Annotated in this window: 21 protein-coding genes and 1 tRNA gene; 16 read left to right on the top strand and 6 right to left on the bottom strand. The window is 52.7% G+C overall.

Annotated features, from left to right (window positions below; all coding sequences use genetic code 11):
- Positions 1 to 5: 5 nt before the first annotated feature.
- From Y017_RS10685 to Y017_RS10675, 3 genes are all read right to left on the bottom strand, one after another.
- A complete protein-coding gene (locus Y017_RS10685; protein ID WP_101235022.1) occupies positions 6 to 872 on the bottom strand; it encodes a GAF domain-containing protein in 867 nt (288 codons plus the stop codon).
- A 66-nt stretch (positions 873 to 938) separates the two neighbouring features.
- On the bottom strand, positions 939 to 1,628 hold the full coding sequence (locus Y017_RS10680) for a response regulator transcription factor (protein WP_197017562.1): 690 nt from the start codon (positions 1,626 to 1,628) through the stop codon (positions 939 to 941).
- A gap of 171 nt (positions 1,629 to 1,799) precedes the next feature.
- Complete coding sequence (locus Y017_RS10675; protein WP_035460782.1) at positions 1,800 to 2,792, bottom strand: GlxA family transcriptional regulator; 993 nt, start codon at positions 2,790 to 2,792, stop codon at positions 1,800 to 1,802.
- A gap of 92 nt (positions 2,793 to 2,884) precedes the next feature.
- On the opposite strand from Y017_RS10675, the gene Y017_RS10670 reads away from it, so the two are divergent.
- Positions 2,885 to 4,672 (top strand): acyl-CoA dehydrogenase, encoded by a 1,788-nt coding sequence (locus tag Y017_RS10670; protein WP_035460779.1) that lies wholly within the window; start codon positions 2,885 to 2,887, stop codon positions 4,670 to 4,672.
- 505 nt (positions 4,673 to 5,177) lie between these two features.
- Here Y017_RS10670 and fabB read toward each other — a convergent pair.
- The gene (gene fabB / locus Y017_RS10665) at positions 5,178 to 6,392 is read right to left on the bottom strand and encodes a beta-ketoacyl-ACP synthase I (RefSeq protein ID WP_011588118.1); all 1,215 of its coding nucleotides are present in this window, start codon (positions 6,390 to 6,392) and stop codon (positions 5,178 to 5,180) included.
- A gap of 9 nt (positions 6,393 to 6,401) precedes the next feature.
- On the bottom strand, positions 6,402 to 6,929 hold the full coding sequence (gene fabA, locus Y017_RS10660) for a 3-hydroxyacyl-[acyl-carrier-protein] dehydratase FabA (protein ID WP_011588119.1): 528 nt from the start codon (positions 6,927 to 6,929) through the stop codon (positions 6,402 to 6,404).
- 387 nt (positions 6,930 to 7,316) lie between these two features.
- Here fabA and Y017_RS10655 point away from each other — a divergent pair, with 387 nt between their 5' ends.
- The 5 genes from Y017_RS10655 to adk all read left to right on the top strand — a co-directional run bounded on the left by Y017_RS10655 (position 7,317) and on the right by adk (position 12,225).
- Positions 7,317 to 9,287, top strand: a complete 1,971-nt coding sequence (locus Y017_RS10655; RefSeq protein WP_035460777.1) for a heme lyase CcmF/NrfE family subunit — start codon at positions 7,317 to 7,319, stop codon at positions 9,285 to 9,287.
- Positions 9,277 to 9,825, top strand: coding sequence for a DsbE family thiol:disulfide interchange protein (locus tag Y017_RS10650; protein WP_035460776.1), 549 nt, complete (start codon positions 9,277 to 9,279; stop codon positions 9,823 to 9,825). The genes Y017_RS10655 and Y017_RS10650 overlap by 11 nt, the downstream gene beginning before the upstream one ends.
- Positions 9,825 to 10,262: a cytochrome c-type biogenesis protein gene (locus Y017_RS10645; RefSeq protein ID WP_011588122.1), complete on the top strand. Its 438-nt coding sequence runs from the start codon at positions 9,825 to 9,827 to the stop codon at positions 10,260 to 10,262. Before Y017_RS10650 ends, Y017_RS10645 begins: the two co-directional genes overlap by 1 nt.
- Positions 10,259 to 11,284, top strand: a complete 1,026-nt coding sequence (locus Y017_RS10640) for a cytochrome c biogenesis protein (RefSeq protein WP_011588123.1) — start codon at positions 10,259 to 10,261, stop codon at positions 11,282 to 11,284. Before Y017_RS10645 ends, Y017_RS10640 begins: the two co-directional genes overlap by 4 nt.
- A gap of 284 nt (positions 11,285 to 11,568) precedes the next feature.
- A complete protein-coding gene (adk, locus tag Y017_RS10635; protein ID WP_011588124.1) occupies positions 11,569 to 12,225 on the top strand; it encodes an adenylate kinase in 657 nt (218 codons plus the stop codon).
- A gap of 398 nt (positions 12,226 to 12,623) precedes the next feature.
- On the opposite strand, the gene Y017_RS15240 is transcribed toward adk, so the two are convergent.
- Positions 12,624 to 12,800 carry a hypothetical protein gene (locus Y017_RS15240; protein WP_155849262.1) on the bottom strand — a complete coding sequence of 59 codons (177 nt, stop codon included), beginning with the start codon at positions 12,798 to 12,800 and terminating at the stop codon, positions 12,624 to 12,626.
- Between the two features lie 951 nt (positions 12,801 to 13,751).
- Here Y017_RS15240 and Y017_RS10630 point away from each other — a divergent pair.
- The 10 genes from Y017_RS10630 to Y017_RS10590 all read left to right on the top strand — a co-directional run bounded on the left by Y017_RS10630 (position 13,752) and on the right by Y017_RS10590 (position 23,263).
- Positions 13,752 to 14,477 carry a hypothetical protein gene (locus Y017_RS10630; protein ID WP_011588125.1) on the top strand — a complete coding sequence of 242 codons (726 nt, stop codon included), beginning with the start codon at positions 13,752 to 13,754 and terminating at the stop codon, positions 14,475 to 14,477.
- 280 nt (positions 14,478 to 14,757) lie between these two features.
- A complete protein-coding gene (locus tag Y017_RS15080; protein ID WP_081424053.1) occupies positions 14,758 to 14,994 on the top strand; it encodes a bacterioferritin-associated ferredoxin in 237 nt (78 codons plus the stop codon).
- Positions 14,995 to 15,117: 123 nt separating this feature from the next.
- Positions 15,118 to 15,597 (top strand): bacterioferritin, encoded by a 480-nt coding sequence (bfr, locus tag Y017_RS10625; protein WP_011588126.1) that lies wholly within the window; start codon positions 15,118 to 15,120, stop codon positions 15,595 to 15,597.
- A 90-nt stretch (positions 15,598 to 15,687) separates the two neighbouring features.
- A tRNA-Arg gene (locus Y017_RS10620) sits at positions 15,688 to 15,764 on the top strand.
- A 414-nt stretch (positions 15,765 to 16,178) separates the two neighbouring features.
- Positions 16,179 to 16,424: an OadG family protein gene (locus Y017_RS10615; RefSeq protein ID WP_046961737.1), complete on the top strand. Its 246-nt coding sequence runs from the start codon at positions 16,179 to 16,181 to the stop codon at positions 16,422 to 16,424.
- A 15-nt stretch (positions 16,425 to 16,439) separates the two neighbouring features.
- On the top strand, positions 16,440 to 18,239 hold the full coding sequence (gene oadA, locus Y017_RS10610) for a sodium-extruding oxaloacetate decarboxylase subunit alpha (protein ID WP_035460773.1): 1,800 nt from the start codon (positions 16,440 to 16,442) through the stop codon (positions 18,237 to 18,239).
- Entirely contained in the window at positions 18,232 to 19,530 is a 1,299-nt protein-coding gene (locus tag Y017_RS10605) for a sodium ion-translocating decarboxylase subunit beta (protein ID WP_035460772.1), read from the top strand. Before oadA ends, Y017_RS10605 begins: the two co-directional genes overlap by 8 nt.
- A gap of 113 nt (positions 19,531 to 19,643) precedes the next feature.
- Complete coding sequence (locus Y017_RS10600; protein ID WP_035460771.1) at positions 19,644 to 20,642, top strand: DUF5924 family protein; 999 nt, start codon at positions 19,644 to 19,646, stop codon at positions 20,640 to 20,642.
- Between the two features lie 562 nt (positions 20,643 to 21,204).
- Complete coding sequence (locus Y017_RS10595; protein WP_035460770.1) at positions 21,205 to 22,122, top strand: DUF1837 domain-containing protein; 918 nt, start codon at positions 21,205 to 21,207, stop codon at positions 22,120 to 22,122.
- Between the two features lies 1 nt (position 22,123).
- The gene (locus tag Y017_RS10590) at positions 22,124 to 23,263 is read left to right on the top strand and encodes a DEAD/DEAH box helicase (protein WP_051428757.1); all 1,140 of its coding nucleotides are present in this window, start codon (positions 22,124 to 22,126) and stop codon (positions 23,261 to 23,263) included.
- Positions 23,264 to 23,266: the final 3 nt, after the last annotated feature.

Below are 23,266 nucleotides of genomic sequence, written 5' to 3'. Positions count from 1 at the left end.
CATTCTTATATCGCCATTTCCTGGGCTCTGTTTAGGGGGCGCTGTTCAATCCGGACCAGTAGTTGTTTGGCGTTTAACGCATCACGAATGCGATGAATAGTGTTTTCCGCTTTGTTGGAATCTGCGTCAGCGAGAAGAATCCCGAAATGGTTGTTGCCCAGATGCGCAATGCTGTCCTGCTCGCGTAACAGGGCCGCGAGAGAGTCGGCGATCGTTATGCTGTTGCTACCCTGGGGTGCTTGTAAAGCAAGCACCGACGATTCCATGCCAAAATCCCGACAGTGCTGTTGTTCCTGAGTGATGATGTCTGCCCAGCCCTGCTGGCTGGGTAAGCCTGTATCAACGCAACGATCTGGGTGTTCCAGGAAAATATTGATGCGCTGTTGCTCGATGTCACGCAGGGCATGGGCTAGTAAGAAGCTGATAAGCCGTGCTTCATGCTGAAGAGTGGGCAGGGCTTGTTCCAAGGCTGGGTTCTGGGGGGTGGGATCCAGTGCGTAAAGGGTGCCAAAAAGCTGGTGTTTTAGGTCGACCAGAGGCAAGCCAATATAGGCGCCGATTGTCAGCTCATCTTTGATCGGTGCCTGATTATACAGCGGAGTGGCCGGGGCGTTGGCGGTAATGCAGGGGGCGCCCTGTTGCAGCATTCGGGCCCCATAGTTTTTTGCCCATTGCAGGCGGCTGCCTTGGGTCAAGCCGTAATAAGTATCCCGGGTTCGCAGTACCGTTAGTTCTTCATTGTGGTGGCGGGTGATCATCCACAGGGCCATACCAAAACGTTTTTGTAGTTCGTCAAGGTGAGCATCCAGTAACTCTGGGCAGGAAGAGTAACTGGTTAACGCTTTATTGGTGCTGTTGCTGTCGATGGGCATAAATGGGCAAAATTACTTTTTGCCCATTTTCAGCCCCTAACCCATCAAAGTGCAAGTGCCCTTGGATCACGGTGCGATTTCGGTCATTTCCTGGATGCTGAAACCGACTCCAGGCAGGGTATTCAGCAGGGCCTCGTCGAAGGGTTTGTCCACGGCTTTGCGCAGATTATACAGATGGCTGCGCAGGGCATCTGAATCGGGCACCAAGTCGCCCCAAAGCTCATGCTCCAGTTGTTCTCGGCTTACTACCTTGGGCGATTCACGCATTAATATACGCAAGATGCGGAAGGCGGTGGGGGAGAGTTTTAGCCGTTGCCCGCCACGGCGAACTTCCTGGCGAGCCGGGTCCAGCTCCAGATCGGCAATTTGCAGAGTGTTGGCGGTCACTTCTTTGCGCTGTCGACGTATCAATGCAGAGACCCGGGCAACCAGTTCCGGTAAAGCAAAAGGCTTGACGATGTAGTCGTCTCCGCCACGATCAAACCCTTCTAGTTTGTCTTCCAGTTGGTCTCGGGCAGTCATAAATATAACGGGCATATCCAGTGCCAGTTCTTCGCGCAAGTACTGGCAGAAACTGTAGCCGTCTTCGCCGGGAAGCATCACATCTAGAAGCATCAAGTCGTAATGATGCTCCTGGACCAGTTCCCGGGCCAGGCGAGTGTTACCGGCGTAGTCCACAGTGGCGCCTTGTTGCTCTAGGTATTCCAATACGGTTTGGGCCAGCTGGCGATGATCTTCTACCAGCAAAATGGACAGATTATTCACAGGACTCTCCTTGTGTGTCTGTGAGTATCCTCACTGCTCGCCCGTCAAGGTTCCGTCAATTGCCTTCACGTGCCTGAATCATTCCACTTTCAGCGCTTTCCTTCCTTAGCGCAATCCACAAACGATCAACGGCTCAACAGGCTCAATATTATTCATTGAGTGTTAGTCATTCAGCGCACCCGTGCGAGCGAAGCGCTGCCGGTAATGACTGGGTGATAAGCCGGTGTGACGTTTGAAGAGGCGTGAAAAACTGCTTACATCCTGGTAGCCCACGCGCTCGGCTAGTTTGGCCAGATTATTGCTGCCCCGCTCCAGCATTTTTCGAGCGGCTTCAATGCGAACTCGTTGCAGATACTGCAAAGGTGGCTCGCCTAGCGTGGTGGTGAATCGCCGTTGCAACTGGCGCGGACTCAGGCACGCCCTCTCTGCCAGCTCTCCAAGACTGGTGTTTTCCTTGAAGTGCTCATGGATCCAGGCCTGAATGGCTTGTACTTGGTCGTCTTGATGGTAGGTATGGGCAGGCAAGCCTGCGTAGATGCTTTGCAGGTCGTTGCGTACATCGATGACAAAGGCTCGCGCCAGTTCGCGGGCCATGTCTGCACCGCAAAAGCGTTCAACCAACAAAATGGTTAGGTCTCGCCAGGCGGTGCCGCCACCGGCACAAAAAATATTGTCGTGGCGGGTAATCAGCTCCCGTTCGGTTAGGTTGACTTGTGGATAGCGGTGGCGAAATTCTTGGCTAAATCCCCAGTGGGTGGTAGCCGTTTTGCCGTCTAATAATCCGGCTTCTGCTAACAGGAAGGCGCCGGTACAGTTGCTGGCCAGATCTGCGCCGCCCTGATGCAGAAAGCGTAACCAGGACAGCGTGTCCTTTTCTTGTGACAACACGGTTTCGATCTGACCGCCAATGGTGGGCACCACCACCAGGTCGGCTTGATCTATTTGCTCCAGAGAGCAATCCACCGCCATGCGTATGCCGTTGGTACAACGCACCGGGGTGCCGCCACGAGACACCACGTGTACTTTAAATTGCCGGCTCAGGGGTTGACCGTGGATTCGATTCCAGGTCACTCCGGTCAAATTGAGTAAATCCACCACTCCGGTCAGGGCTGAGGCAAAGACGCCGTCAAAAGCTAATACCGCTACCGTAAACATCTGTCGTTTTCCGCCATGAATTAGTCATAGGCGACAATGCCAGAGGCAACATAACGATGGCAATCTGTTATCCAAAATAACGGGAGGCTATTGTGAGTGATGTGATTCTTGACCGCCGTGATTTGAGCTTTCAGCTTTTTGAGGTGCAGGATACCGATAGCCTGTTTGCCCGCCCGCGCTTTGAAGATCACAGCCGTGAGACCATCGAAGCGGCACTGGATACTGCCGAGAAACTGGCGCGGGAAAAGTTCGCAAACCACAACGCTCTGTCTGATAAAGAGGAGCCGGCCTTTGTGGATGGCAAAGTGGTGATGCGGCCAGAGGTCAAAGAAGCGTTTGATGCTTATATCCGCGCCGGTTTTCTTTCATCGCGAGCCCGCTATGAAGAGGGCGGTATGCAGCTGCCTGAAATTGCCGCCGCGGCTTGTAAAGGCATGTTCACGTGCGTGAATCCCAGTTCTACCGGTTATGTCTTCCTGACGGCGGCAGCAGCCAATGTGATTCGCAACTTTGGCAATGACACGCTAAAAGCCCGCTTCCTAGAACCGATGATGGCGGGCCGTTTCACCGGCACCATGGCGCTGACGGAGCCCCATGCTGGTTCTTCTCTCACAGATATACGCACCCGTGCGGTTCCACAGGATAACGGCAGTTATCGGATCAAGGGCAGCAAGATTTTTATTTCTGGTGGCGAGAATGAGCTGGCGGATAATATTGTCCACTTGGTGTTGGCGAAAATTCCCGGTGGCCCGGTCGGCGTTAAAGGTATTTCTCTGTTTGTGGTGCCGAAATATCGACTTGATAATAACGGCCACCCGGACGTCCGCAATGATGTGATTTTGGCGGGTCTGATCCACAAGTTGGGTTACCGTGGCACCACGAGCACGGCCTTGAGCTTCGGCGACGCTGATGATTGCCATGGTTATTTGGTGGGTGAAGCCCATCAAGGCCTGCGTTATATGTTCCAGATGATGAATGAAGCGCGGCTCGGTGTCGGGTTCGGCGCGGGTTTGCTTGGTTATCGTGGTTATCGGTTTGCGCTGGATTATGCCCGTGACCGGCGACAGGGCCGCCACCCTGACGACGCCGATTTTTCCAATCCGCAGGTGCCGCTCATTGAGCATGCCGATGTGAAGCGGCTGCTGCTCACCCAGAAAGCCTATGCAGAAGCCGCCATTGCAATGAGCTTGTATGGCTACCGCCTGGTTGACGATATTGAAACCGGGAACGAGACGACGTCAAAAGAGGCTGAGCTGCTCCTTGATCTGCTGACCCCGGTTTTGAAAACCTGGCCTTCTGAGTTTGGTGTAAGAGCCAATGACATGGCCATTCAGGTTTTTGGTGGTGCGGGTTACACCCGTGAGTATCCGGTGGAGCAAGTGTGGCGTGATAATCGCCTTAACCCGATCCACGAAGGCACCACTGGCGTGCAGGGGCTAGATTTGTTGGGCCGCAAAGTGTGGGTAAACAATGGCAAAGGCCTGGTGCTGCTGGCCAGCCGTATCATGGCCGATGTGCTGGCCACCGCTAATGAGAACTGTAAGCCCATGGCAGGTGCGTTGCAGGCCATGCTCCCCTTGATTGAAAAAGCGACTCAGGCGGTGGGCAACCAAATGGCCAGTGCAGGTGCTCGTATTGCCTTGTCTAACGCTAACGCGTACCTGCAGTTGCTTGGCCAGGTGGTGGCAGCGTGGATGTGGTTGCGACAGGCCAATGCGGCAGCCTTGTTGACGAATCCTGATGATGCAGCCTTTGCCAAAGGGAAATTGCAGGCCGCCCGTTACTTCTTCAGATGGGAATTGCCGCGGGTAAAGTGGGATGCACAACAGTTGATTAATGGCGACGACACTTTTGCAGACATGGATCCCAGCTGGTTCTAATCTTGCCTCGATTTCGATCGGGCTATGCAGGTTGGATTAACCGAGTGCGCTTATCGTTATCACGCTTTAAATCTGTCATTGGCAAAAGACGCTCTGCTAGCTTTTTGAACCCACGTTAAGGGGCTTTTTAGGGGGGGCGCGAGTTAGCGTACAAACACCCGTTATTTCGGCTCAGTGCTAGGGTGGCTGATTTTGTGTGTTCTGCTCAATGGCCGATGCGAGATGTTTGCTGCTAAAGCAAAACGTCCTCTCCTTATCGTGTCGCTACGATGCTGCTTGTGGCCGTGATGGTCGTACTGATTTCTATTCGGTGACTAGGGGGGCATGACATGGATGAATCCAACTATGCGCTTTCCGTGGGCGCACAAGCGTTTAGCCTGGTAGAGAGATGAAATCGGTTTTTCTGGCTCCACAAAAAAGCCCGGCTACGGTAAGTGCCGGGCTTTTTTGGTGAGGGCTAGAAAACGCTTTTGGCGCTGTCAGCCATTACTGCACAGGGTTGAGCTTAGTCCTGCCATTTGCGCAACACCAGGCTGGCATTGGTGCCACCGAAACCAAAGCTGTTGCTCAGTACGGTGGTGGGGCCGCTATCTTTGCCTTTCACGAGTACTGGCATGCCTTCGGCTTGTTCATCCAATGTTTGAATATTGGCACTGACGGCGGTGAAGTCGTTCTGCATCATCAGCATGCAGTAGATTGCTTCCTGAACCCCGGCTGCGCCCAGGCTGTGGCCGGACAGGCTCTTGGTGGAACCAATTGAGGGGCACTGATCTGCAAACACTTCGCGGATAGCTTTCAGCTCGGCCACGTCTCCCACGGGTGTGCTGGTGCCGTGGGCGTTGATGTAATCAATGGAGCCATCCACCGTGGCTAGCGCCTGACGCATACAACGTGCCGCGCCTTCGCCGTTGGGGGCCACCATGTCGTGGCCATCGCTGGTGGCGCCGTAGCCTAACACTTCCGCATAAATGGTCGCGCCACGGGCCTTGGCGTGTTCCAGCTCTTCCACTACCACCATGCCGCCGCCGCCGGCGATCACGAAGCCATCACGGGTGGCATCGTACGCCCGTGACGCCTGTTCGGGGGTGTCGTTGTACTTGCTGGATAGGGCCCCCATAGCATCGAATAAGCAGCTCAAGGTCCAGTGTTCTTCTTCACCACCGCCGGCAAATACCACGTCTTGTTTGCCCAGTTGAATCTGCTCTACGGCATTGCCAATACAGTGGGCACTGGTCGCACAGGCAGAAGCGATGGAGTAGTTCACCCCTTTGATCTTAAACGGTGTGGCTAGGCATGCTGAGACGGTTGATGCCATCACCCGCGGTACCATGTAAGGACCAACCCGCTTTACGCCGCGGTTGCGGGCGATGTCGGCGGCTTCCACCTGGTTAAAGGAGGAATGGCCACCGGAGCCGGCGATCAGGCCGGTGCGTTCATTGCTGACCTGCTCGTCGCTGAGCCCGGAGTCAGTAATCGCATTCTGCATGGCCACGTAGGCATAGGCGGCCGCATCACCCATGAAGCGGCGTGGTTTACGGTCGATAAAATCATCAAGCTGGATGTCGGGAGTGCCCGCTATTTGGCTGCGCATGCCGATTTCCTGATATTGCTCTTTAAAGCGGATACCGGAACGGCCTTCTCGCAATGAACGAGTGACGCTGTCAGCGTCGTTGCCTAGACAGGAAACTATGCCCATCCCTGTGATTACTACGCGGCGCATGAATCGCTCCTAAAAACCATCGGTAGAAGTGAACAAGCCAACTTTCAGATCGTCGGCCTGATAGATGTCTTTTCCGTCCACAGATACGGTGGCATCCGCCAAGCCCAGAACCAGCTTGCGGGAAATGACCCGTTTCAGGTCGATTCGATAAGTCAGCTTTTTGGCTGTAGGCAAAACCTGGCCGGAAAACTTCACGTTACCTACGCCCAGTGCACGGCCCCGGCCTGGGTTGCCTACCCAGCCCAGGAAAAACCCGAGCAGCTGCCAGGTAGCATCCAAGCCCAAGCAACCGGGCATCACCGGGTCGCTTTCAAAATGGCAATCAAAGAACCAGAGATCTGGGTGGATATCGAGTTCGGCGATGATTTCACCTTTGCCGTATTTGCCCCCCTGGTCGCTGATATGGGTGATACGGTCCATCATCAGCATGTTGGGTAAAGGCAATCGCGCATTATTGGGGCCAAAGAGTTCCCCGTGCGCGCAGGCGAGGAGATCCTCGCGTGTATAAGAAGATTTTTGTGTTGTCGTAGTGCTCAAAGTCTTACTCCATGCAGGCCAGGGCGACGCATTTTGAGTATATGGATTATTCGTGACGTTTTATCTTCAGCGCGGTGACACACTGTTATGTTCTAGCTGATAGTAGCAAAGCAAAGTGAAAGCATACGAATAGCAACCGTCTCAAAATATGTCTTGGCGTCGTTTTACCGAAAATGACCGATGAACGGAGCGTGACCACGGCGGTCTAGTATCGTTGAGGGGGATCGTTTCATTGTGGCAGAGCCATGGACTTGCAATTGCCGGACCATCTACCGATGCTATGCGCGCTGGATCGCGCCAAAGCAGCGTCCGGCGGCCCTTTGACCAGTCAGAATCGCAAGTTGTTTATCCCAGTCGTGTATTTAGTCGTATAAGTAAGGAGCTCTCGTGGCGGCAGAAATCGGGCATCTCTCTCTGTGGTTGGCACTGGCCGCAGCATTGTGTCTATCAGTGTTTCCGCTGATTGGCGTTTATCGCAACATGCCCGCTTGGCAGTGGTACGCTCGACCGTTGGCCTGGATCCAATGGTTGGCAATGACCATCGCCATGGTGGCGTTAGGCTATTGCTTCTACATCAATGATTTCTCGGTGACCTATGTGGCTGGCCACAGTAACTCGGCATTGCCGCTGGCGTACCGGTTGTCCGCCATTTGGGGCGGCCATGAAGGGTCCCTGTTGTTGTGGGGCTGGATGCTGTCCGGGTGGGCCGCCATGGTCGGGCTGCTGAGTCGCAGTGTGCCGTTGCCCATGGTGAGCCGGGTATTGTCTGTCATGGGCATGATTGCCGTGGGCTTTATGTTGTTCATGCTACTTACGTCCAATCCTTTCGATCGAAACCTGCCCTGGTTTCCGCTGGACGGTGCTGACCTGAACCCGCTGTTACAGGATCCGGGGCTGATCATTCACCCGCCGATGCTTTATATGGGCTACGTGGGCTTTGCGGTGGCGTTTGCATTTGCCGTGGCGGGGTTGCTGATGGGCAACCTGGATCCAGCCTGGGCCCGCTGGGCGCGGCCGTGGACCACGGTAGCGTGGAGCTTCCTAACGGTGGGCATCGCGCTGGGCTCCTGGTGGGCCTATTACGAGTTGGGCTGGGGCGGCTGGTGGTTCTGGGACCCGGTGGAAAACGCTTCCTTGCTGCCGTGGTTAGCCGGGACCGCGCTCATTCACTCTTTAGCGGTGAGTGAGAAACGCAATATGTTCCGTGCCTGGACAGTGTTGCTGGCGATCATTACGTTTTCCTTGAGCCTGTTGGGTACCTTCTTGGTCCGCTCGGGGGTGCTAACGTCGGTTCATGCCTTTGCCAATGATCCGGCACGGGGGGCCTTTATCCTGGGTTTCCTTATCGTCGTCGCCGGGGGGGCGTTAACGTTGTTTAGTCTGCGTGCGTCATCGTTACGCAGCAACACGGGGTTCAAACCGGTATCCCGGGAAGCTTTCCTGTTGGGTAATAACCTGATTTTGCTAACCGCCACTTCTGTGGTGTTGATGGGGACGCTATTTCCCCTGATTGGCGAAGCGCTGGACATGAAAATCTCCATCCGCAGCCCATACTTCAATGGTTTCTTTGTGCCGTTGGCGCTGGTGTTGATTCTATTGATGGTGCCGGGGGTGTTCAGTAACTGGAAACGTCAGGACGGCAATACCTTGCTTAAACGCATGGCCCTGTTGGCTCCTGCTGCGATCATTGCGGGATGGTTCGGCTCTCGATTGCCCGATCCAAGCCCCTGGCAGGGCGTTTTGGCCATCATGCTGGCTTTGTTCCTGGTTTTTGCTCATATAGATGATGTAATCCGCCGGGCTAGCGCTTACAAGCAAGGTTTCGTTACGGGTTTGGGTAAGCTGGGGCGCGGTTACTGGGGCATGGTGTTCGCTCATTGTGGTTTGGCGGTGTTGATCGCCGGTATTACATTGGTGAGCTTCCATGAGGTGGAGCGGGACATTCGTATGGGGCCGGGCGATACGGCTGACCTGGGCCATTACACCTTTGTGTTCGACAGCTTGGATAAATACAGCGGGCCCAACTTTGACGCCACCCGCGGCCATTTCCATGTCAGCCATGACGGGGACCCGGTGGCGGTGATGCACCCGGAAAAGCGGACTTATCACGCCAGTGGCCAGGTAATGACAGAAGCGGCGATTGATGCTGGTTTCTGGCGCGACCTCTATGTGGCGCTAGGTGAGCCCTTGGATAACAGCGATGCTTGGGCTGTGCGTATTTATTTCAAACCAGGCATTCGGTGGATCTGGCTGGGGGCATTGATTATGGCCCTTGGCGGCGCGCTGGCATTGACGGACAAACGTTATCGGCGCAACCGTTTTGCCACCAATGACGCAGGAGTGGCCAATGAAAGCTAATTCTCCCTGGGTGTTTTTGCCCTTGGTCGGGTTTGTGTTGCTAGCGGTGCTGTTGGCCAGTGGCTTGGGGCGCGATCCGCAGGAACTGCCATCTGCTCTAGTGGGTAAACCGGTGCCATCATTTTCTCTGTCGTCGCTGCTGACCGAAGAAACCTATACGGAGGATTCTTTGAAAGGGCGCTGGCAGTTACTCAATGTATGGGCTACTTGGTGCCCGACTTGCCATGTTGAACATCCCTATTTACTGGAGCTGGCCGCTCGGGGCGTGGCCATTGCCGGTTTGAATTATAAAGACGAGCTGCCCGCTGCCCGCCAGTATTTGGCCAACTTGGGCAATCCATTCACCCATGTCATTGTCGATGCGGATGGTCACCTGGGTCTGGATTTAGGGGTGTACGGTGCCCCGGAAACCTTTTTGATTAACCCGGCTGGCGAGATCGTATTGCGCCATGCGGGTGATCTGAATGCCCGTGTTTGGGAAGAAAAATTCCTGCCGTTACTGCCCGCTCAGGCGGGGCAGGGTAAGGGGGGCCAATAATGCTACGTATTGTCTTGTTGCTCACCTTGTCCATGTCAGCTTTTGCCGCTATCGATGTTTACCAGTTCGATAATCAGCAGCAGGAGCAGCGTTTTCGTATCCTTTCAGAAGAGCTGCGTTGCCCGAAATGTCAGAACCAAAGCATCGCCGATTCGGATGCGGGTATCGCCCAGGACATGCGTACGCGGGTGCATACCATGATTCTGGAAGGCAAGAGCGATGAACAGATCGTTGATTATTTTGTTTCCCGCTATGGAGACTTTGTCAGCTATCGGCCACCAGTGAATGCCGGCACCTCGATCCTGTGGCTAGGGCCAATACTGTTATTGCTGGGCGGTGCCGTTTTGATCGTGTTGTTGCTGCGAAAAGCCAGCCGTAAGGCCGCACTGGAAGAACAGAAATTGCAGAATAAAGAGCCGGGAGAGGGAACAAAATGATGTTGTGGGTGATGTCGCTGGTTCTGTTACTGATATTGGCTGCCATGCTGTGGTTGATGTGGCGGAGTGAAGCCCGCAAGGCCGGCAAAAACATGTCCGGGGCTTTGGGGATTCCATTGGTGATGGTGATTCTGGCGGGTGCTGGCTACGGATTAATTGGGCTAAATGAGCACACTGGCACCTGGTTAACGCATAAGCAGGAATACGGTGATGTTGCGCAGCAAATCATTGCCGGCCAACCACCGGAGAAGGCGGCCTCCGAAGTGCCCGCTGGCGCTCTGGTGCGGGTTCTTCAGTCTGAACTTTCGCAAACGCCCTCTGCCGTGGGCTGGTATGCATTGGGGGCCCTGTATGATCAGCTAGGCGCGCCGGTACAAACGGAGGAAGCTGCCCGTAAGGCTCTGCAGCTCAACCCAGAGAATGCCGCCATGCATTTATTACTGGCTCGGGCACTGATCGAAAAGAACGAGGCACGACTAACTGATCCCGCTTTAGATGAGATTCGCTGGGTACTGGATCGTGAACCGAATCATGATGGTGCCTGGATGCTGTTGGCCATGTCGGCCGATCGAGCTGGTCGTTACGCGTTGGCGGAACAGGCTTGGGCGTCGTTGCTGTCGCGACACAGTCAGGGTGAAACCGCAGATCTGTTACAGCGAGGACTGAATCGAGCAAGAGAACAGAAGCAACGGGAAGGGCTTTTCGCCAATCTCAGCGCTACAGTTCATGGCGAAAATCTACCCGCTGGGGGCACTTTGTTTGTGTTTCTGCGTGAAGCGGGTAGTGCGGGGCAGCCCTTGGCTGCGCAACGAAAAGTTGTCCCTCATTTCCCTATTAATATTGAGCTTACGGCGGCTAACTGGCTACAGTCCTATCCGGACGAGCAGGCAGATCTTGTCATTGGCGCACGTTATACACCGGCACCTGGAGCCTCGGTGGACCAAGCTGCCATTACCGCCGTCCCCACCCCGCTCAAACTCCCCCAGCGCCAGCCCGCAGTGCTTAATTTGTCCCGCCAATAGGGGCTTGTTGCCTTGGGCTGCTACCTAAGTAGCAGCCCCTATCCCTTGTGATGAACGGGGCCTCAAGGTAAAGTTGCAGCCCTTCGGAGGCTGGGTTCCTCTGATTTGTACATCCATACGCTTGAAACTGCGCCGATTAGCGCCGTCTACGGCGGGCCTTCGCTCTCCCAAAGGAGAGAGGTGTGAGTCGCTTCTGGGCTGGAACACATAGGGCCGCAGCGGTGAAGGTGAACAAATCAGAGGCACTTTTTACCTCTTCTGACGATAGAAAGATGGAGAATCCTATGCGTGTCATCCTGCTTGGTGCCCCCGGTGCGGGCAAGGGCACCCAGGCGCAGTTCATCAAGGAACAGTTCAATATTCCTCAGATTTCCACCGGTGACATGCTGCGCGCTGCGGTAAAAGCAGGCACTCCCTTGGGCCTGGAAGCTAAAAAAGTGATGGATGCGGGTGGTCTCGTTTCCGACGATATTATCCTTGGTCTAGTGAAAGAACGTATTACGGAAAATGATTGTGCCAACGGGTTCCTGTTCGATGGCTTCCCACGCACTATCCCACAGGCGCAATCGCTAGTTGAGCAGGGCGTTGATATCGATTTTGTAGTGGAGATCGATGTCGATGATGAAGAAATTATTGAACGTTTGAGCGGGCGTCGTGTTCACCCGGCCTCCGGTCGTGTGTATCACACCAAGTACAATCCGCCAAAAGTTGAAGGCAAAGACGATGAAACCGGTGATGAGCTGGTTCAGCGCGATGACGATCAAGAAGAGACGGTGCGTAAGCGGCTAGAGGTTTACCAAGCGCAGACACGTCCTCTGGTGGACTTCTACCAGGATCTGGCTACACAGGGAGAATCTAACGCCCCACGTTATGTGCGTGTTGCCGGCGTTGGCTCCGTGGACGATATCCGCGATCGAGTACTGTCTGCTCTTAAAGGCTGATTACTGCTTTGCCGGTACCTGAATAGCAAAAAAAGAATGGGAAGCTGAGGCTTCCCGTTTTTTTGCCTATTACCACCACAGTTACATAATGGCGTATTCTTTTTTGCGGATTCACAGTGCACAGGGCCCTAGCCTTGCCTAGCACCACATCCGGTCCGTGTTCTTGGCCGTTTACTATTCCTGCCAGCGCAAAGCCTTTCTAACGTGTGTGTGATTCTAAACGCGCCATCCTTAGAGGCGCGGCTGGACTTAATTCGCCGGCTGCTGGCTTACTTTTAGCGCCATCGCGGTTAGCGCAATTGCGCGGATGATATGCATATCGATTATTTTTGGGGGGTTTACCTTGCGGTTCTCTTCCCGGCTGACCTTGTAGTGGTCAACGAATACCGGACAGTGATTTAAGAATTCCTCTGCCACAACGGGGCGATGCCGCCGTTAAAGGAATGAGGACGGTACTGGTTGTAGTAACCCATCAGGTAGTCACCGATATCTTTTTCTCTACCTCGCAGGCGGATGTTCTGCTCCATCCAGATATAGAGGATCTCTGCGCACCACATTTTATTCGGGGGTGCCACGGTAAACCTTCGTCCCTCCATGGTTCGGTATATCTGGCCTGCTTGCTTGCAGGCATATGGGCCTGGCGGCTTAAAGATCAAGCCGATTTCACGTCACAGGCTTCACACCGTGATGTGATCGATTTCCTCTCCTTGCCCATTAAGAGCCTTTTGTATCGTGTGGCTTGTCCCTGAGCTTCTACTTTGCCTGAACACGTGATTAACGATAGCTTCAGGGCCACAGGCTCCGCATTAATATGGTGGCGCCGCTGATGAGGGTGCTCGTAGTAGCTGGAGCGGCTTCTGCACGCGCTGTTCAGAGCCGAGAGTTTGGCCTCTAGCCATGATGCTTACCCTCAAACGGTTTAACCCAGCGCTGCAGCGCACCCTCGATAACACCCAGCGATATTCTGACCTGAGAAAATGTGTAGCGCTGATCCAAAGCTCGGTGGGCAGGCTTGCTGCTGGAGTTCAGATGTAAAGGAACGTCTTCTTTTGGTCATTTGATTCCTCATTTAGGGTGGCAACTTTATTACCGTAGTTGGTGCACGGGTTCATTCGGCCACTGCAGTCTTAAATGCGGTGAGAAATGAAATAGGTTGTATAGATAGGTTGGTTTGAATCTGTATCTGGCAGCTATGTGAGTATTAAAGGGCCGGGTTATCTATGGCATGAAGGTGGTGGGCGGAGTGGTGAAATAAAGGCTTCTTAGGGCGTGCAGTAGGGAAGGGCAAAGGAACGAAGATGTGGTGTTAGTAAGGCCCGATCTTAACTTGTTAAGAAATAAAAGCTGTGAAAAATAAAACAAAGAAGCGATTAAGATAAACGAAAGGAAAAAGAGTTATCAGAAACGGTGAAAAATCAGGAAATAAAAATTGAGTTGGTTAAATAATGTACCAACCGATTTTCTTTTATGCTATTTTCCATTTGTCGCAGTAATTGATGACAATGCCATAGCTTAGGAGATCAATCATGGCTAAAGCAAAGAAAGCCGCCGCAAAAAAAACTGCGGCACGTAGGCCCGCAGCAAAAAAAGCTGCTGCAGTAAAAGCACCGGCTCTTCCTAAATCTGTTACCAACGCTGAGGCCAAGGTTAAGCTACAAGGTAAAGCCGTTGCTCAGGCAGAAAAGAAAGTTACCCAGTCACAAACTAAACTAGATAAACATCGCGCCAAGATCGACGCTGAAAATGCCAAGCTGTCGAAGCTGCGTGCTGATGTTGCTGCCAAGCGTGAAAAAGCACAAAAAACTCCTACTGCAGCCGCTAAGCGTGCTGTTGATACCGCTCGTGGCCGTATGAATACCGGACGCTTGAAACTTCAGGATATTCGTGCTGAAGCAAAACTGATTCGCGCCGAGATCCAGGCCGCGAAGAAAGTTGTCGCCCGCGAAGTGAAAAAAATGCGCACAGCTGAGCGTAATCTGAAAGCGAAGTTACGTGATCACGAACGTAAACTGGCGAAGAAAGCTAAAGCAGAACAGAAGAAGATTGAACAAAAGGCGAAAGTGGCAGCTCGTAAAGCGGCAGCCAAAGCCAAGCGTGTTGCCAAGAAGGCAGCGCCAAGCAAGCCTAAGAAGGCGCCTGCCAAAAAAGCGGTGGCCAGTAAACCTGCGGCAAAGAAAACAACCCCTCGTAAAGCCCCTGCTAAGAAGGCGGCAGCTAAGCGTGCTCCGGCCAAGAAGGCTGCGTCTTCCTGATACGTTAGCGAGCTTTATAGAGTCCAAAAGCCCCGCACTGCGGGGCTTTTTTATGCCTGCGAATATTGCCTAGCCGGGAAGGGAGCAGGGTGGGCTCAATAAGGCGGGGAAGTGACGAGGGGCTTCTTTGAGGCTGTAACCCGCGTGAGTGAATGGGGATATGGGTCTGCTTGACCTCTATGGTCTGGGTAGAAGAGGTAAAGAATAGATCGCCAAAAGGAGTTGATAATGATTCGCGTTAGGGTTAGCATCCTTTCCAGAGATTGAGGAAAGGCGACTTATGTACATATGCATTTGTAAGGGCATTACTGACAACCATATACGGGAAGCGGTCGATTCTGGCTGCGACAGCCTGCGTGATCTTCGTCGGGAACTTGGGGTTGGAAGTCAGTGTGGTAAATGTGCCCGTCACGCCCGCCAAATTTTGCGTGAAACCCGTAGCGTGAATGAGGCGACCTCTTTCTCGAATTCTTCTACCGCTGGTGAAGCCGTTGTTTTCTGGCCACAAACCGCATAAAAATCGTTCTCATTTTCATAAGCGCTTGTATTTGAAGCGCTTTTCTTTGTTTGACTTGTCTCTGCCACATTCTTGCTGAACAATGGGCGCCTACCCCCAAGTTCATGTGACGGAGATACCCCAATGAAAGGCGACGCCAAAGCGATTGAATTCCTCAACCGTGCACTCGGCAATGAACTGGTTGCGATCAACCAATACTTCCTCCACGCCAAAATGTATCAGGACTGGGGACTGCAGGCTCTCTACGCCAAGGAATATCACGAATCTATTGATGAGATGAAACATGCTGACATGTTAGTCGAGCGTATTTTGTTTCTGGAAGGTATTCCTAATCTTCAGGACCTGGGCAAGTTGATGATTGGTGAGAACACCAAGGAAATGCTGGAGTGCGATCTCAAGCTGGAGCAAATGGCTGTGCCTGACCTACGCGAAGGTATTGCTTACTGCGAATCCATTCAGGATTACATCAGTCGTAACCTGCTCAAAGAGATTCTTGAATCCGAAGAAGAGCATATCGATTGGCTGGAAACTCAGCTCGGTTTGATCGATAAAGTGGGCTTGGAAAATTACATGCAAAAACAAATGGCGTCTGCAGAAGGCTGACTGCTGAACTTTTAACCGATATGCGCTTGACTCACCGCGGGGCTTTCGGAATAATGCGCAGCCTCTCGGGGCGTTACAGCAACGAGACTTGCACCGGTAGCTCAGCTGGATAGAGCAACTGGCTACGAACCAGTAGGTCGGGGGTTCGACTCCCTCCCGGTGCACCATACGATTAAAAGAAGGCTCCCAAATGGGAGCCTTTTTTTATGCCGCTCTGCGGGCGCCAGATGCTTCATCTCGTAGGCAACACGTTACGGACTTGGTGGGCACACTCATGCTCTATAGTGTGAGGCGCTTTCAATATCCCCGACACACCACATTGCTTTTCATACTAGGTACAGCGGTATTTTTTTATTCAATGGCCTAGAGAGTTCTTCCCTTCACACGGTTAGTTGACCAAAATCACCATCCAGAGCCTCGCACGGTTCATTGCAGATTGTCGACAATCTGTCTACATTGCCCTTTAAACTGCGAAAGCAGTATCGGCTCACAAGGCCACTACGATGCCCGCCCAAACGGCGGTGCCTCATGCTTTCGCACGCGGTGACTGAATCCGCTTTTGGAACCAAAAGGAGTGTTCCATGAACACCATGATGGCCCAGGGTGTCGAACTCATGCTGATTGGCATGGGGGTTGTATTTGTTTTTCTGATTGTGCTGGTCGCTGTGACAACCATTATGTCGGCACTGGTCCAGAAATTTGCCCCAGAGCAATCAGCTCCGGCGCCGCAGCTTGCTTCACCCCCTTCTCAAGATTTGCCGCCGCCGGCAATCATCAAAGCGATCGAAAAAGCGGTGCAGCAGCACCGTCAGACTTCTCTGTCATAGATACCGGATTATTCCATGAGTGACCTGAAACCGTTGGGCATTACTGATGTGGTGTTACGCGATGCGCACCAATCCCTGTTTGCCACCCGTATGCGTTTGGATGACATGTTGCCGATTGCCGCGGAACTGGATGACATTGGCTTTTGGTCGTTGGAATCCTGGGGTGGGGCGACCTTTGACGCCTGTATCCGTTATCTGGGTGAAGATCCTTGGCAACGTATCCGAGAATTGAAACAGGCCATGCCGAAAACGCCGCAGCAAATGTTGCTGCGCGGCCAAAACCTGCTGGGCTATCGCCACTACGCGGATGATGTGGTGGATACCTTTGTGGAGCGGGCAGCAGAAAACGGCGTGGACGTGTTTCGTGTGTTTGATGCCATGAACGACATGCGCAACATTGAACGGGCCATCGCCGCCGTGGTGAAACAGGGCAAGCACGCCCAGGGCACCATCGCCTACACGGTCAGCCCGGTTCATACTTTGGATATGTGGGTGGAGCAGGGCAAAGTTATCGAACAGATGGGGGCCCACTCGGTTGCCATTAAAGACATGGCCGGGCTGTTGCGGCCTGCGGTGGCGTATGAACTGGTAACTCGCTTGAAAGCGGCCCTGAATATTCCCGTGCACATGCAGTCTCACGCCACCACTGGGCTGTCCACGGCCACGGCGTTGAAAGCGGCGGAGGCGGGTATCGATAACGTGGATACGGCCATTTCGTCCATGTCGATGACCTACGGCCACAGCCCTACAGAATCAGTGGTGGCCATGCTGGAAGGTACGGACCGGGATACCGGATTGGATATCAAAAAGCTGACCCGTATTGCCGGGTATTTTCGTGAGGTGCGTAAAAAGTACGCCGCCTTCGAGGGTAGCTTGCGTGGAGTGGATGCACGCATCCTGGTGGCACAGGTGCCGGGCGGCATGCTGACCAACATGGAAAGCCAGCTGAAAGAGCAGGGCGCGGCGGACCGATTCGATGAAGTGCTGAAGGAAATTCCCGTCGTTCGCGAGGACCTGGGCTTTATTCCCCTGGTGACGCCTACTTCGCAAATCGTCGGCACCCAAGCAGTGCTTAATGTGCTTTCCGGCGAGCGCTACAAAGTGCTCAGCAAGGAAACCCGCGGCATTCTGCGTGGTGAATATGGCGCTGCTCCCGCGCCGTACAATGCCGAATTGCAGCAGCGAGCGTTGGATGGCGATGAGCCGGTCACCTGCCGCCCCGGTGACTTGCTCGACAACGAAATGGACAGCCTGCGTGACGAAGTGCTGTGCTTGGCAAAAGACAAAGGCCTGACGCTGGAGGAAGGGCCGCGGTTAACCGATGACGTGCTCACCTACGCGCTGTTCCCGCAAATTGGCCAACGTTTTCTGGAAAACCGTGGCGATGCCTCGGCGTTTGAGGCGGCGCCCAATGAACGCGGGGCGAACACGCGTGATAGCGCTCAGGCTGAAGGCGTTTACACCGTGGAAGTGGATGGCCAGCAGTACACGGTAAAAGTGAACGAGGGCGGTGAAGTCACCGGCCTGCGTGAAATGGGAGACCGGGCCGATCAAACGGCTGCCGCCGCGCCCGCCGCAAACCCGGCCAACAGTGTGCCGGTGGCTGCGCCGTTAGCCGGAAATATTTTTCAGGTACTGGTAAAGCCTGGCGATCAGATCAGCGAAGGGCAAAAAATCATGGTGTTGGAAGCCATGAAAATGGAAACCGATGTGTCCAGTACCTGTGCCGGTGTGGTCAGCGAGGTTATTGTGAAAGAGGGCGATGCCGTGACTGTGGGGCAAGCCTTGCTCAGCGTGGAGCCTGCCCATGGATAAGCTGCAAACCCTTTGGCACAGCACCGGGCTGTTTCACATGAGCGGCGGCCAGTTAGTCATGTTGCTGGTTTGTCTGGTGTTGTTGTGGTTGGCGATTCACAAGAAATTCGAGCCGCTACTGTTGTTGCCCATTGGTTTTGGTGGCCTGCTGGCGAATATTCCTCTGGCGGGCTTGGCGGAGTCTGCCATTAGCCAGGCGCTGCATTTTGGTCCAGCCGAGCTGTTGGGCTCCATGGCGCAGGTGCTGGGCATGGAACCCGACGCTGGCCGTGAGGCGCTTTATACGGCGGCTCAATCGGCAGGCCCCTCAGTACAGGACCAGTTGCACCATCTGGCCGGCAACGCCAATTACGGTGACGGAATTCTGTATTTAATTTATACCGTGGGCCTGACCACCGGGATCTTTCCGTTGTTGATCTTCATGGGCGTGGGAGCGATGACGGATTTCGGCCCGCTGCTGGCGAACCCTCGCACCCTGTTGCTGGGTGCTGCCGCGCAGTTCGGTATTTTCGCCGCCTTGATGGGAGCGTTGGCTCTGAATTTTCTAGGGTTGGAGTTTTCCCTATCGGATGCGGCGGCCATTGGCATTATCGGTGGCGCGGATGGCCCCACCTCGATCTATGTCACCACCAAACTGGCGCCACACTTACTCGGTGCCATTGCTGTAGCCGCATATTCCTACATGGCGCTGGTGCCGATTATTCAGCCTCCCATTATTCGTGCGCTGACGTCGGAAAAAGAACGCCAGATAAAAATGGAACAATTGCGTCCTGTCAGTCGAGTGGAAAAAATTCTGTTCCCGATTTTGCTGTTAGTGTTGGTGGCCCTTGTGCTTCCCGATGCCGCGCCGCTATTGGGCATGTTCTGCTTGGGTAACCTGATGAAGGAATCCGGTGTTGTGAACCGGTTAGTGGATACCACCAGTAACGCGCTGATTAATGTGGTCACCATCATGCTGGGGTTAGCCGTGGGCTCGAAACTCAGCGCCGACAAATTTCTGGTGATGGAAACCCTGGGTATTCTAGCCTTGGGCCTGGCGGCGTTCATGATTGGCACCGCAACCGGCGTGTTAATGGCCAAGCTGCTCAACCGCGTTAGTCGCCACCCGGTTAACCCCATCATTGGCGCTGCCGGTGTCTCCGCCGTGCCTATGGCGGCACGGGTGGCTAACAAGGTAGGGCTGGATGCCAACCCCCATAACTTCCTTCTGATGCACGCCATGGGCCCTAACGTGGCTGGAGTTATCGGCTCTGCTGTGGCCGCCGGCGTGCTGCTCAACTTTGCCGGCTGATCGATTTTCCCCGCGGTGGCCCCAGGGTCACGCGATCCTTTGCTGCCACGGGGAACCCGCAGAGTTATAGTACGTCGAAGACGCAATCCCCACCCTTCGATGGAGTTCTCCCGTTGCCGCTGACGCTACAAACGCTGACTGAAAAACTGTATCGGATCCGACATGTCTGGGCGTTTATCAGTTTTTCGTTGGGCCTGAGTAGTTATTTCCTAGTGGATCGCCAGCCCTGGCTGGCGGCGGTACTCACCGGGCTGTTGGTGTTGAGCTGGTTATTACTGCTTACCGAAGGGATCTGGCAGAACAAATTCATCGGAACCCGTTTTGATGGCTTGCCCCAGGGCATGCTCAAATTGTTATTGCAGGCAGTGCATCAAGAGGCTTTCTTTTTCAGTTTGCCATTCGTGTTGCTGCAATGGTCCGGTGGCGCGGAATATATTTTCTTCACCACCCTGGTGGTCAGTGCGGCCTTGGCCAGTATTATTGATCCGGTCTATTTTTGGCTGGCCCGGCATCGGGCGCTGTATTTCGGCTTCCACGCCTGGGCGTTGTTTGTGGCCCTGCTAGTGCTGTTGCCGCTAATCTTTCACTGGAGTACCGACTCGGCCCTGGCGTGGGCAGGCTGGCTCACCGCCCTGTTTGCCTTGCCCAGCTTCTGGCGGTTTGGCGGGCCACGAAAGTGGTTTCGCTGGCTGGGGCTGATACTGATCTCGTGCCTAATTGCGCTGGCCCCGCGCTGGCTAGCCCCGCTGGTGCCACCGCTAACGTTGTCTTTGCAGGAGCGCGCCGTCGCTTTGTCATTCAATCGCGCCGAGCGCAAGCCGCTGGTGAGTGGCGAAGTTTTTAGCGCAAACGAAGTGGCCGAAGGGCTGTATGCCTACACCGCCATCAAGGCGCCATTGGGGCTCGGGCAGGAGGTGTACCACTACTGGTTCCGCAACGGCGAACAGGTGGACCGCATTCCGTTGAACGTCTCTGGCGGGCGGGAATCGGGCTTTCGCACCTGGTCCCACAAACGCCACATTCCTGTGCCGTCACAGGGGCACTGGCGGGTAGAAGTGCGTACCGGGGATAACCAGATCATCGGCGTGATGCGCTTTACTATCACACCTTGATTCCTGCGGCTCTTCAGTCGCCCCTTCGCCCCTAAGCCCCTCAACACCCCAACCCTCGTTGGCGCCTTGCTCGCAAGGCGAAGAGGCTGACGTCACTGCCGTGCCTTCGCGAGCCTCTGCCTCTTCGGACGCTAGGCCCAATGGTTTTTCAGACCCTTTTGGGCCGAAGCCCTCCAAACCGCTATCCCGACTATGCCGTGCTCAACAGAACCCGCCATATCTTTGTAGGATATGGCTTACAGAAAAAGCTAAACGGTTGATATAGAGTGGTTTTTGGAACTGGGGAGTATCGGGGGAAAGTCAGGAAATAGGCCGCTTCTTCGCGTTTTGCCAGACGAGATGGATTCTTTTTTTCACGGTAAGAATCTGACGGCCTTGCGAATTTCTGTGTTTCTCTCGAAAGCCATAAAGAATTATGTCGAAAAGAGATAGGTCGAATCGTTCGACTGAATACGCTGTTATATGCAATCAGAACTGATGCAAAGATCAATCTGCGGGCATGTTTGATTATCATGACACAAACCAAAAGAATCCGAGACGACTTAGGAAGTAGGTGTTGAGCATGGAATTCGAAATATTAATTGATTGCTCTTTTTCAGAGATAAATTTAAATCAATCATTGGCCCCAATAGATAAAAAGTTCACTACAAGCTTTCTAAATGATTTCGAGGATGGCCAGTGGAGATATTCGAAGTTTCAGAGTTTTATCTGGGATAATATTGCTGAGACTTCGCTTTCATTTAAGGAAAGGGAGTCTTTGGTTAATCATTCCCTGCTCGTAGCAGCAGCGAAGAACTTACGCCTTACAGACTCTGATAAAGAAGATATTGGCCGAGGGAGCGAGCTTGCCGAAATCGTTCTTTACGGACTGATGAAGCATCACTATCAGGCACTTCCTGTTGTCCCAAAAATATTTTACAAACAGAATTCACAAGATAATGCAAAAGGTGCTGACAGTGTTCATATAGTGGTGGAGTCTAATGGTGATTTCTCGATATGGTTTGGCGAAGCCAAGTTTTATAACAATATTGAAGATGCACGACTGTCAAGCATTGTCACCTCAGTAGAAAACTCACTCAAAACAGACAAGCTAAAAAAAGAAAATTCCATAATAACCAATGTCCAGGACTTAGACGAGCTTTTAATTGATAAAGAATTAAAGGAAACAATAAAAAACACGCTTTCTAACAAAAGCTCTATAGATGATTTAAAGCCTAGATTACACATACCAATTTTGATTATGCACGAGTGTGAAATAACCGCAAAATCGACTCAAGTTGATGAGCGTTACAAAAGTGAGGTTCTGTCCTTTCATTGCTATAGGGCGACAAGCTATTTCAATAAGCAGATAAAGAAGCTTAAAGGTAGCGTCCATCTATATTCCGACATAACGTTCCACATAATTCTTTTCCCTGTTCCTAACAAAGACAAGATAGTCGATATGTTCGTGAAGAATGTCGAACACTACAAGGATCAATAAAATGGATATCTTTGAAACCTGTAGTAGCATCAGCGATCACATCCAAAGTGGAGATGATTTGTTGGCGAGAAATGAGCTAATAAAGGTTCTGCATTTTCACAAAAAAGAGGGTGTTTCCTATTCCCCTCTCGTGAATCACCTAATTCGTGAAACCGGACTTTATCCGTATCTCGATCCTGAAACGTCGAGCTGGGAAGATAGATTTGTCTATGAATCTTTTAAGGTTGACATAGGCTTTGAGTTGCCTGTCACCTTGCATAGAGAACAGTCTCTGCTACTAAAAAAATTACTGGAAGGAAAAAGTCTAGCAGTTAGTGCGCCGACCAGTTTCGGTAAGAGCTTTGTGATAGATGCTTTTATATCAATAGGTAACCCTAAGAATATTGTTATTATTGTGCCTACAATAGCTCTTGCGGATGAGACAAGAAGAAGGCTTCAACAGAAGTTTTCTGGTGATTACAAAATAATCACGACAACTGATGTTGAAATTTCTGATAAAAACATTTTTATATTTCCACAGGAAAGAGCGGTTTCTTATATTGACAAGCTAGATTCTATCGATGTTCTCGTCATCGATGAATTTTACAAAGCAAGTGCTGAGCATGATAAAGAGCGCGCACCCTCGTTACTTCGAGCTATGATTCAGCTTGGAAAGATATCGAAGCAGAAATATTTTCTTGCTCCAAACATATCGACTCTTAAAGATAACCCGTTTACGAGAGATGTCGAGTTTATTCACTTAGACTTCAACACCGTATTTCTTGAAAAACACAACCTTTATGAAGAGATTGGGAATGATGTTACCAGAAAAAGTGCGGCACTTTTGTCATTGATAAAGGATAGGCACCAAAAAACGCTTATTTACGCAGGAACTTACAGCAACATAACCCAGATATCTAATCTTATTATAGATAAGTTGCCTCCTCGTAAAGGCGGAATTTTAACAGATTTTTCTAGATGGCTATCAAAGAATTACGCCAGAAACTGGCCTTTAACATCAATGATTGATCGGGGTTTTGGTGTACATAACGGGAAGCTTCATAGGTCATTAACGCAAATACAGATAAGGCTTTTCGAAATCGAGGACGGGTTAAAAGGCATTGTATCTACATCTTCTATTGAATCGCCACCAGTTTGCTAGACA

Source organism: Alcanivorax sp. 97CO-5 (assembly GCF_000524665.1).
Lineage (GTDB): Bacteria > Pseudomonadota > Gammaproteobacteria > Pseudomonadales > Alcanivoracaceae > Alcanivorax > Alcanivorax borkumensis.
Note: the sequence above shows the minus strand (reverse complement) of the source record. Positions and strands in the feature narration are given on the sequence as shown.